The following is an 8,962-nucleotide window of genomic DNA, read 5'->3' as shown; positions in this document are numbered from 1 at the left end:
CACCCGACCCCTTCGCTTCGCTCGGGGCCACCCTCCCCTACGGGGAGGGATGTCTCGGCAAACGACGTCTGGCGGGAGCCCTCCTCCCCCGCTCCCACCCCGCTCCTCCTCTTCGGCGCGGGCCATGTCGGGCGCGCGCTCGCGCTCGCCCTCGCGCCGCTCCCCTTTCGGCTGACCTGGGTCGACACCCGTGCCGAGGCCTTCCCCGCGCACGTGCCCGCCAATGCCACGCCGATCCACACCGACGAGCCGGGCCTCGAGATCGCACGCGCGCCGGCTGGCGCCTTCGTCCTCGTGATGACGCATTCGCACCCGCTCGATCTCGCGCTCACCGCGTCCGCGCTCGCGCGCGAGGACGTGCCCTTCGTCGGGCTGATCGGCTCGGCGACGAAACGGGCGCGGTTCGAGAAGCGCTTCGCCGAGATCGGGCTGCCCGAGGCGCGGATCGAGAGCCTCGTCTGCCCGATCGGCATTCCCGGCATCGCCGGCAAGGAGCCCGCCATCATCGCCGCCGCGACCGCGGCCCAATTGCTCGCCGCCCGCGAGGCGGTCCGCTCGGGGGAGAGATCATGACGACAGACGAGGACCGCGCCCATCTCGCCCGCGCCGTCGCGCTCTCGCGCCAGCATATGGAGGCCGATCGCGGCGGGCCGTTCGGCGCGGTGATCGTGCGCGACGGCGTCGTCGTCGCCGAGGGCTGGAACGAGGTCACCTCGACGAACGACCCGACCGCTCACGCCGAGGTCGTCGCCATCCGCCGCGCCTGCCACCGGCTCGGCACCTTCTCGCTTTCCGGCGCGACGCTCTACACGAGCTGCGAGCCCTGCCCGATGTGTCTCGCCTCCGCCTTCTGGGCGCGGCTGTCGCGCATCGTCTACGCGAACACGCGCGCCGACGCCGCCGCGATCGGCTTCGACGACGCCTTCATCTACGACGAGATCCCCAAAGCGCCGGAGGCCCGCGCGCTGCCCGCCGAGCACCTGCCGCTCGAGGAGGCGAAGGCGGTGTTCCGCGCCTGGACCGAGAAGGCCGACAAGATCGCCTATTGAACCAACGTGTCATCCCGGACGCCGAAGGCGATCCGGGACCCATACGCCCGACGCGTCACTCGCAGCCTATAGGCTGCGTCCCGCCGACGCTCGCCGCTCGAGGGGGGCGGGGCGAGCGCGGCATGCGCGCTCGGACGAACGTCGAGGTTATGGGTCCCGGGTCCGCTTCGCGGCCCGGGATGACAGCGTCGCGGCGGCGACGCCCCTCACCCCCCCGTCACGCTCATGTGGCGGCCGACGGCAGGGCGGTTGCGGCCGCGATCGATGACGAAATCGTGGCCCTTCGGCTTGCGGGCGATGGCGTCGGCGATCGCCTGGGAGACGCGCTCGTTGCCCTCGGACGCCCGCAAAGGCGTGCGCAGATCGGCCGCGTCCTCCTGGCCGAGGCACATGTAGAGCGTGCCGGTGCAGGTGAGGCGGACGCGGTTGCAGCTCTCGCAGAAATTGTGGGTCATCGGCGTGATGAAGCCGAGCCGCCCGCCGGTCTCCTTCACGCGCACGTAGCGCGCGGGGCCGCCGGTGCGGTCCGGCAGATCTTCCAGCGTGTAGCGGTCGAGCAGGCTCGCGCGCACCCGCGAGAGCGGCAGGAACTGGTCGATGCGGTCGGGCTCGATCTCGCCGAGCGGCATCACCTCGATGAGGGTGAGGTCCATGCCGCGCCCGTGCGCCCATTCGAGCATCGGCTCGATCTCGTCCTCGTTGACGCCCTTGAGCGCCACCGCGTTGATCTTGACCGAGAGCCCGGCCGCCTGCGCGGCGTCGATGCCGCGGATCACCTTGTCGAGGTCGCCCCAGCGCGTGATGGCGCGGAATTTGTCGGGGTCGAGCGTGTCCATCGAGACGTTGACGCGGCGCACCCCGCAATCGGCGAGCTCGGCGGCGTAGCGCGCGAGCTGCGAGCCGTTGGTCGTCACCGTCAGCTCCTCCAGCGCGCCGCTCGCGAGATGCCGCGAGAGCGAGCGGAACAGCGTCATGATGTCGCGACGCACGAGCGGCTCGCCACCGGTGATGCGCAGCTTGCGCACGCCGTGATCGACGAAGACCGAGCACAGCCGGTCGAGCTCCTCGAGCGTCAGGAGATCGCGCTTGGGCAGGAAGGTCATGTCTTCCGACATGCAATAGACGCAGCGGAAATCGCAGCGATCCGTGACCGAGACCCGCAGATAGGCGATCGCCCGCCCGAAGGGGTCGATCAGCGGCTTGCCCGACACGGCCTCGACCGGCAACTCGATCGTCATGGCGCGACGCACTCCAAAGCGACGGACACGGGCCGCGGGCGCGAGGCTCGCGCCGCTCCCTGCCGGGAACTCCTCCCGGGGGTGATCTTGCTGTTTCCGCCCGCATATTCAAGCCTTATGAAGAGGAAGGAGGCCGTGCGCATCCGCGCGCCCGGGCTCGTCCACGACGTCACAGGAGCCGTCCGTCCCATGTCCACGCCGTCCGCCGAGAGCGATCCCTGGCCGACCGAGCTGCGCGTCTCGAAGGACCGCCGCACGCTCACCGTGACCTTCGACGACGGCACGCGCTTCGCGCTGCCCGCCGAATATCTGCGCGTGACGAGCCCGTCGGCGGAGGTGCAGGGCCACAGCCCCGCCGAGCGCAAGACGGTGCCGGGCAAGATGAACGTCGCGATCATCGGCGTCGAGCCGGTGGGCAATTACGCGGTCAAGCTCGTCTTCGACGACATGCACGACACCGGCATCTACGGCTGGCCCTATCTGCGCGAGCTCGGGCAGCGCCATGCCGAGCGTTGGAGCGAGTATCTCTCAGAGCTCGCCGCCAAGGGCCTCTCGCGCGAGCCCGCGATCACGGCGCGACAGAGGTGATCACGCGCGGCGGGCGGAGCGTCGAGGCTCGCCCGCCTCAAGAGGGCGGCTGCGCACCCGCAGCACGCATCGCCCGGGCCGCGCGGCGATCCTCGAGATAGAGCATCAGGCCGGCGCCGACCACGATCGCGGCTCACGTGACGACCTGCAGGCTCGGCCGATCGCCGAAGACGAGCAGGCCGAGCACCATGCCCCAGACGAGCTGGGTGTATTGGAAGGGCGCGAGCCGTGCCGCCTCCCCGCGCCGGAAGGCGGAGACCATCGCGATATGCGCGCCCCCCGCGGCGAAGCCGATGAGGACCATCGCCCCCCAATCCTCCACGCGGCTCGGCGTCCGCCATTCCCACAGGAGCGGCACGCCGGTGACGACGAGGGTGGTGAGGAGGAAGACGATCAGGATCGAGCCGGCGCTCTCGCTCGTGCCGATGCGCCGCAGGAGCAGGATGCCCAGCGCGAAGAACACCGCCGAGACGAGGGCGAGCCCCATCCCCACCTGCGCCGCCCCCGATGCGGCGTCGGCACCGCCCGCGCCGTAGCCCGGCCCGAGAACGACGACCACGCCCGCGAACCCGACCACGATCGCCGCCCATTGCATCGTGCCGACCCGCTCGCCGAGGAACAGACCCGAGAGAGCCGCGACGATCAGCGGCGCGGTGAAGGACAGCGTGTAGGCATCGGCGACCGGCAGGCGGCCGAAGGATTCGACGAGCAGGATCACGCTGATGCAGGCGAAGAGGCTGCGCACCACGCACAGGCCGAGGCGACGCGGCAGGTAGCGCCGGTCTCCCGTCGCGCGCATGAAGAGCAGCACCGGCACGAAGGTGACCGCCGCCGAGACGAAGATCACCTGGTTGACGCTGAAGTCCCGGCTCACGTGCTTGGCGATGACGTCCGAGACCGCGAACAGGAAGAACGACAGGCAGACGAGCGCCTTCGCCGCCCCGTCACGCCGCGGCCCCGCCGGAAACGTCGTCATCGCAGCACTCGCTTCAGGCGAGGGTCGTAGAAGATTTCCGACACGTCGTAGCGCCGGCCGCGACCGAGATCGTCGAGGGCGATGCCGTCCGCGGTGACCTCCAGGGTGCCGTTCGCGCGAGGGTACGCGATCGCGCCGCGAAATGCATCCGCGATTGCCTCATGCTAGCGCCGCGCCTCGAGCGGCACGATCGTCGCGCTCTCGCGGGCGAGCGTCTCGGCGACGACGCGCTCGAGCGCCTCGATCGTCGCGAGGCCCTCCGGCGTCAGCGGCCAGAAACAGAGGAGCCGCGGCAGCTTCGCGCGAAAGGCGTCGGCGGGGATCGGGCCCTCGCTCGTCTCGCCGACCTCCGCGCAGAGCGAGAGATAGACCGCCCGCCCGAGGCCGAGGGCGCGGGCGGCGCCTTCGTCGATCGCGGCGCCGCCCGGCGCGATGCGGTCGAGCGCGCGCGCCCAGGCGTCGAGGAGCCGCGCCTTGGCGGCCACCACGGCATCGGCCGCGCGTGCCCCCGGCGCGACGGCGCGGCGATGGGTATCGAGCGCCTCGGCGAGCGCTGCGAGCGGACGCGCGCCGCCCCGCGCGACCCGATCCTGCGCGGCCGCGAGGATCGCGAGCGCCGCCTCCCGATCCGCGATCGCATAGCGCGTGCGCAAGGCTGCGGCGTCGGGTCCCTCGCTCAGGATGCGCGCGAGCCGCGCCGGGGGGATGCGTGCGAGCGCCTCGTCCAACGCGTCCGGCGCGGTCGCGAGGAGCGGTGCGAGCCGCGCCGCCGCCTCCGCGACGCCGCCCCCGGCCTCGCGCGGATCGTATGGTCTGAAGAAATCGAAGATGCGCATCTCCCCGCCCTCGGCCCGCCTTCAGGTGGTGCCCCGGATGCTGGCAGAGTGCATAAAGAATGTCAATTCAGATCACGTCTGAGAGATATATATATAAAAAGATTATTCTCACTGGCGTATCCATAATATGCGCGCGACCCAGAGCACGTCCGACACCGGTACCGGCTCGTCGGCGGAGCCCTCGGCGAGGCCGCGCATCTCGAGCGTGCGCACGGTCCGCCGGATCAGCTCGCGCACGCCCACGCTGCCGTCGCCGAACCGCACGAGCAGGCGGTCGCCCTTGCGCAGGGCGGTCGTCGGCGAGACGATCAGCACGTCGCCGTCGCGGCACAGGGGGACGAGCGCGTCGCCGGAGACCTCGACCGCGAGGAGCTTCTCGGCGCCGGTATCGGGGAACTCGATCTCCTCGTGCTTGGGGCTCGACGGCAAGCCGTCGGCGCCGAACTGCCCGCGTTGTCCGACCTCGTCCCAGGGCACGATCGGCACCGTCGTCGGGCGCGGCGCGTCGCCGTCCTCGACGAGCGCCACGAATTCCGAGAGCGACGCTCCTGTCGCCGCGAGGACCTTGGCGATCGATTCCGTCGACGGCCAGCGCTCGCGACCGTCCGGGCTCACGCGCTTCGAACGGTTGAAGCTCGTCGCGTCCAGGCCCGCGCGCCGGGCGAGGCCGGAGGCGGTGAGCCCGTAACGCTCGGCGAGGCGGTCGATCGCCGACCAGATCTGGGCATGGGTGAGCACGCTTACCTCGTGAGATCGGAAGCCTAAGCTTAGGAAAAGCCGCAAGACTACCGTCACTAAAAGGCGCAGGCGCCCCGCGGTTCCATGCGCGCCCGCGCATCTGCTTGCGCGGTGGGGCACGGGCGCCTAAACCTCGCCGCGCGGGCGCCGGAGCCCGCTCGGGAGGCTCTGCCGATGGCGCTTATCTACAAGATCTGCCCGCGCCCGCTCTGGGAGGAGGCGCGCGTGCACGGCGTTCTGCGCGGCGCGCCGGTCGACCTCGCCGACGGCTTCATCCATTTCTCGACGGCGGCCCAGGTCCGCGAGACGGCGGCGAAGCATTTCCGGGGTCGGAGCGATCTCGTGCTCTTGGCGATCGACGAGGCGGCGCTCGGCGCGGCGCTCGTCTACGAGCCCTCGCGCGGGGGCGCCCTGTTCCCGCATCTCTACGCGCCCTTGCCCGTCTCCGCCGTCCTGCGCGCCGATCCGCTGCCTCTCGATGCCGAAGGCGGCCACTATTTCGGCGGGCTCGTGCCGGAGGACGGCGCGTGATCCGCGGCCTCTTCCCGATCCTGCGGCCCTTCCTCCACCGGCTCGATCCGGAGGCCGCGCACGCGCTCTCGATCCGCTCGCTGGCGCTCGCGCCCCCGCTCCACCCCGCCCCCGACGATCCGCGCCTCGCGGTCGAGGCGATGGGGCTTGCGTTCCCCAATCCGATCGGCCTCGCGGCCGGCTACGACAAGCAATGCGAGGTTCCCGACGCCCTTCTCGGGCTCGGCTTCGGCTTCGTCGAATGCGGCGGCGTGACGCTGCGCCCGCAGCCGGGCAATCCGCGCCCGCGCGTCTTCCGGCTCGCCGCCGACGAGGCGATCGTCAACCGCTTCGGGCTCAATTCCGACGGGATGGAGACCTGCGCGCGGCGCCTCGCCGGGCGGCGCGCCTCACGCGGCATCGTCGGCGTCAATCTCGGCGCGAACAAGGATTCGAGCGACCGCATCGCCGATTACGTCGCGCTGATCGAGGGGCTCGCCGGCAAGGTCGCGTTCCTGACGATCAACGTCTCCTCGCCGAACACGCCCGGCCTGCGCGATCTCCAGGGCGAGGCCTTCCTCGACGCGCTTCTCGCCCGCGCCGTCGCCGCACGCGACGCGGCGGACGCGAAGGCGGGCACCCGCACCCGCCTCCTGCTGAAGATCGCCCCCGATCTCGCCGAGGAGGCGCTCGACGCCATCGCCGCCACCGCGCTCGCCCGCGGGATCGACGCGCTCGTCGTCTCGAACACCACGATCGCCCGCCCGCCGAGCCTCGTCGAGACCGCGCTCGCGCGGGAGACGGGCGGCCTCTCGGGCAAGCCCCTCTTCTCCGCCTCGACCCGCGTGCTCGCGCAGATGCGGCTGCGGGTCGGCGACGCGCTCCCGCTCGTCGGCGTCGGCGGGGTGGACGGCGCGGACGCCGCATGGACGAAGATCGAGGCCGGCGCGAGCCTCGTCCAGCTCTACACCGCGCTCGTCTATCACGGGCCGGGCTTGGTCGCGGACATCAAGGCGGGGCTTCTGGAGCGCATGCAGCGCGAGGGTCTCGCACGTCTGGCGCCGGTGGTCGGCCGGCGCGCGCGCGAGTTGGCGCTACCTACCTCCCCGTAGGGGAGGGTGGCCCTTCGAGCGCGAGCGAGAAGGGTCGGGTGGGGCCCGACACTCGAAGAATGGTCTCCACCCGGGCCCCGCCCGGCCACGGTCGCCGACGCTCCCGTGTCCACCCTCCCCTCCCGGGAGGGATGCCCTCAATCGAAGAGCGAGTCGATGTCGTCCTGGGAGACGTGGCCGATATCCTCCTCGAGCTTGGGCCCGTTGAGGAGGTTCTTCTCGTCGTCGAGCGCGGGCGCGATCGCCTCGTGCTGGATCAGCTCCTGGAACGCGTCGAGGCCGCCCCAGACGTCGATCATCCGGTCGAGCCGCTCCTCGACGAACTTGAGCACGTTGACGATCTTGGTGATGCGCTGGCCGGTCAGGTCCTGGAAGTTGCAGGCCTCGTACATCGACACGACGCGGTCGAGAATGGCGCCGGCCTCGTCGGAGCCGCCGCCGCCGGTCGAGGCGCGCAGCATGTTGGCGAGCGTCTCGATGTCCTCGAGCCCGGTGAGGATCGAGCTCGTCGCCTCCTCGGTGGCCGTCACCACGGCGTCGAGCTCGCCGGCGACGCGGCGCATGCCCTTGCCTTCGTTGTCCGACTTGTAGAGCGAGGCGATCTCGCGCTTCGTGTGCGTGATCGCCGCCTTCATGGCGTCGATCTCCTGGCGCAGCGCGTAGACCTCCGAGATCTCCTTGCGATAGGCGTCGATCACGTCCGAGGCGAGGCGCTGGGACGGGTCGAGGAAGCCGCGCAGCTCCTCGAGCGCCTCCATGATGCGCGCGAAGCGCTCGTCCGAGCTCATCCCCTCCGCCGACAGGCTCGCCGCCGCCGCGAAGGCCTGCGCCGCGCCGAGCGACGGGCTCGGGGGGCTCGGCTGGCTCGGCGCATGCGCCCTGTTCATCCGCGCGGGCAGGCGGATGGGGGCGCGCTGGAGCGTGTCTTCGATGCGGTAGCGCTTGTGCATGGAGGGCATGGGCGGCCTGATGGCTCGAGATCGGGAGTGTCGGGACCTTGACGGATGAATCTTTATTATTGAGTGAAGAGACGCGTGATCCCGCGCCCGTTCCCCGGAGCGCCCCGGCCTTGTCCCTCGTGCTCAGACCCGCATGCTCCGGCGACGTGGCCTATCTCCTCGCCCTCGAGGAAGCCTGCATGCGTGCGTATGCGGAGGCGCTCTGGGGCACCTGGCGGCCACGCGCGGGGCTCGATCCTGCCGGTCACGAGATCGTCGTGGAGGGCGGGATCGACGTCGGCTGCATCGCGACGACGCTTCACGCGGACCACCTCTTCGTCGACAAGCTCTACGTCGACCCCGCCTTTCAGGGGCGGGGAATCGGCACCGCGATCCTGCGGCGCAAGGTCGACGAGGCAGCCGCGCGCGGGCTGCCGACGACGCTGAGCGTGCTCGTCACCAACCCGGCCGATCGGCTCTATCGCCGGGAGGGTTTCGTCGTCGTGGGCGAGACGCCGGAGCGGCGGCGGATGACGAAGCCGCTCGCCCCTGCGTGATCCTCCGGACGCGGCCTTGGTCAGCCTCGGGTAAGGTTAAGCCGAGAACGGCACCCGGTCATTGAGATTCCCGCAACCGCTCGCGGGTCTCGAATGGCCCCCGCGTGCCACGATCCGGCGCGCGTCAAGGGGAGACAAGCCCATGCTCGCGAACCTGCGCAAGGCCGCGGCACTCGCCGCGCTCGCGCTCGCCGCCGCCCTCGGCGCGCAGGCGCTCGTCGCGCCCGCTCACGCCCAGTCCCAGACGCAAGGCCAGAATCTCGGCGGCGGCTTCATCGAGCTCCTGCTCACCGGACGCGATCCGACGCCGCGGGTCGAGAGCGCCTCGGTGCGCTACGGGGCGCCGGGCGGGCCGCCGCCGGCCGCGCGGGCGGCGCCCTCCCGCACCGCGCCGCAAACGGCCGCGCCGCCGCGCGCGGC

The 8,962-nt window shown here is 71.4% G+C and carries 11 protein-coding genes and 1 pseudogene; 7 read left to right on the top strand and 5 right to left on the bottom strand.

The window, feature by feature from the left end; all coding sequences use genetic code 11:
* Together xdhC and ACK4UM_RS20440 are read left to right on the top strand one after the other, a co-directional pair.
* Positions 1 to 573: xanthine dehydrogenase accessory protein XdhC (gene xdhC / locus ACK4UM_RS20445; protein ID WP_409802754.1), on the top strand; the 573-nt coding region annotated here is incomplete at its 5' end.
* Positions 570 to 1,049: a nucleoside deaminase gene (locus ACK4UM_RS20440; RefSeq protein ID WP_409802751.1), complete on the top strand. Its 480-nt coding sequence runs from the start codon at positions 570 to 572 to the stop codon at positions 1,047 to 1,049. The genes xdhC and ACK4UM_RS20440, both read left to right, overlap by 4 nt.
* A gap of 206 nt (positions 1,050 to 1,255) precedes the next feature.
* Here the strand turns inward: ACK4UM_RS20440 and moaA are convergent, their stop codons facing one another.
* Complete coding sequence (gene moaA / locus ACK4UM_RS20435) at positions 1,256 to 2,287, bottom strand: GTP 3',8-cyclase MoaA (protein WP_409802746.1); 1,032 nt, start codon at positions 2,285 to 2,287, stop codon at positions 1,256 to 1,258.
* A gap of 189 nt (positions 2,288 to 2,476) precedes the next feature.
* Between moaA and ACK4UM_RS20430 the strand changes: the two genes are divergently transcribed.
* Positions 2,477 to 2,875, top strand: coding sequence for a gamma-butyrobetaine hydroxylase-like domain-containing protein (locus ACK4UM_RS20430; protein WP_409802743.1), 399 nt, complete (start codon positions 2,477 to 2,479; stop codon positions 2,873 to 2,875).
* 133 nt (positions 2,876 to 3,008) lie between these two features.
* Here ACK4UM_RS20430 and ACK4UM_RS20425 read toward each other — a convergent pair whose 3' ends face one another.
* The 3 genes from ACK4UM_RS20425 to ACK4UM_RS20415 all read right to left on the bottom strand — a co-directional run bounded on the left by ACK4UM_RS20425 (position 3,009) and on the right by ACK4UM_RS20415 (position 5,425).
* The gene (locus ACK4UM_RS20425; RefSeq protein WP_409802739.1) at positions 3,009 to 3,851 is read right to left on the bottom strand and encodes a DMT family transporter; all 843 of its coding nucleotides are present in this window, start codon (positions 3,849 to 3,851) and stop codon (positions 3,009 to 3,011) included.
* A 164-nt stretch (positions 3,852 to 4,015) separates the two neighbouring features.
* Positions 4,016 to 4,687: a hypothetical protein gene (locus ACK4UM_RS20420; RefSeq protein WP_409802736.1), complete on the bottom strand. Its 672-nt coding sequence runs from the start codon at positions 4,685 to 4,687 to the stop codon at positions 4,016 to 4,018.
* A 108-nt stretch (positions 4,688 to 4,795) separates the two neighbouring features.
* The gene (locus ACK4UM_RS20415; RefSeq protein WP_409802733.1) at positions 4,796 to 5,425 is read right to left on the bottom strand and encodes a S24 family peptidase; all 630 of its coding nucleotides are present in this window, start codon (positions 5,423 to 5,425) and stop codon (positions 4,796 to 4,798) included.
* A gap of 174 nt (positions 5,426 to 5,599) precedes the next feature.
* Between ACK4UM_RS20415 and ACK4UM_RS20410 the strand changes: the two genes are divergently transcribed.
* Entirely contained in the window at positions 5,600 to 5,956 is a 357-nt protein-coding gene (locus ACK4UM_RS20410) for a DUF952 domain-containing protein (RefSeq protein ID WP_409802730.1), read from the top strand.
* Positions 5,953 to 7,047, top strand: a complete 1,095-nt coding sequence (locus ACK4UM_RS20405; protein ID WP_409802727.1) for a quinone-dependent dihydroorotate dehydrogenase — start codon at positions 5,953 to 5,955, stop codon at positions 7,045 to 7,047. Before ACK4UM_RS20410 ends, ACK4UM_RS20405 begins: the two co-directional genes overlap by 4 nt.
* 137 nt (positions 7,048 to 7,184) lie before the next feature.
* Here ACK4UM_RS20405 and ACK4UM_RS20400 read toward each other — a convergent pair whose 3' ends face one another.
* Positions 7,185 to 8,006: a protein phosphatase CheZ gene (locus ACK4UM_RS20400; protein ID WP_409802723.1), complete on the bottom strand. Its 822-nt coding sequence runs from the start codon at positions 8,004 to 8,006 to the stop codon at positions 7,185 to 7,187.
* 179 nt (positions 8,007 to 8,185) lie between these two features.
* Here ACK4UM_RS20400 and ACK4UM_RS20395 point away from each other — a divergent pair, with 179 nt between their 5' ends.
* Positions 8,186 to 8,542, top strand: a complete 357-nt coding sequence (locus ACK4UM_RS20395; protein WP_409802721.1) for a GNAT family N-acetyltransferase — start codon at positions 8,186 to 8,188, stop codon at positions 8,540 to 8,542.
* 142 nt (positions 8,543 to 8,684) lie between these two features.
* Positions 8,685 to 8,962, top strand: a pseudogene (locus ACK4UM_RS20390) (hypothetical protein); the annotation flags it as partial.

The organism is Salinarimonas sp., assembly GCF_046292825.1.
In the GTDB taxonomy this organism is placed as follows: domain Bacteria; phylum Pseudomonadota; class Alphaproteobacteria; order Rhizobiales; family Beijerinckiaceae; genus Salinarimonas.
The sequence above is the reverse complement of the archived record's forward strand: the minus strand, read 5'-3'. Positions and strand labels throughout refer to the sequence as shown.

Coding starts and splice junctions, on each gene's coding strand:
- ACK4UM_RS20440 (WP_409802751.1), top strand. CDS start 570: ATGACGACAGACGAGGACCGCGCCCATCTCGCCCGCGCCGTCGCGCTC.
- moaA (WP_409802746.1), bottom strand. CDS start 2,287: ATGACGATCGAGTTGCCGGTCGAGGCCGTGTCGGGCAAGCCGCTGATC.
- ACK4UM_RS20430 (WP_409802743.1), top strand. CDS start 2,477: ATGTCCACGCCGTCCGCCGAGAGCGATCCCTGGCCGACCGAGCTGCGC.
- ACK4UM_RS20425 (WP_409802739.1), bottom strand. CDS start 3,851: ATGACGACGTTTCCGGCGGGGCCGCGGCGTGACGGGGCGGCGAAGGCG.
- ACK4UM_RS20420 (WP_409802736.1), bottom strand. CDS start 4,687: ATGCGCATCTTCGATTTCTTCAGACCATACGATCCGCGCGAGGCCGGG.
- ACK4UM_RS20410 (WP_409802730.1), top strand. CDS start 5,600: ATGGCGCTTATCTACAAGATCTGCCCGCGCCCGCTCTGGGAGGAGGCG.
- ACK4UM_RS20400 (WP_409802723.1), bottom strand. CDS start 8,006: ATGCCCTCCATGCACAAGCGCTACCGCATCGAAGACACGCTCCAGCGC.
- ACK4UM_RS20395 (WP_409802721.1), top strand. CDS start 8,186: ATGCGTGCGTATGCGGAGGCGCTCTGGGGCACCTGGCGGCCACGCGCG.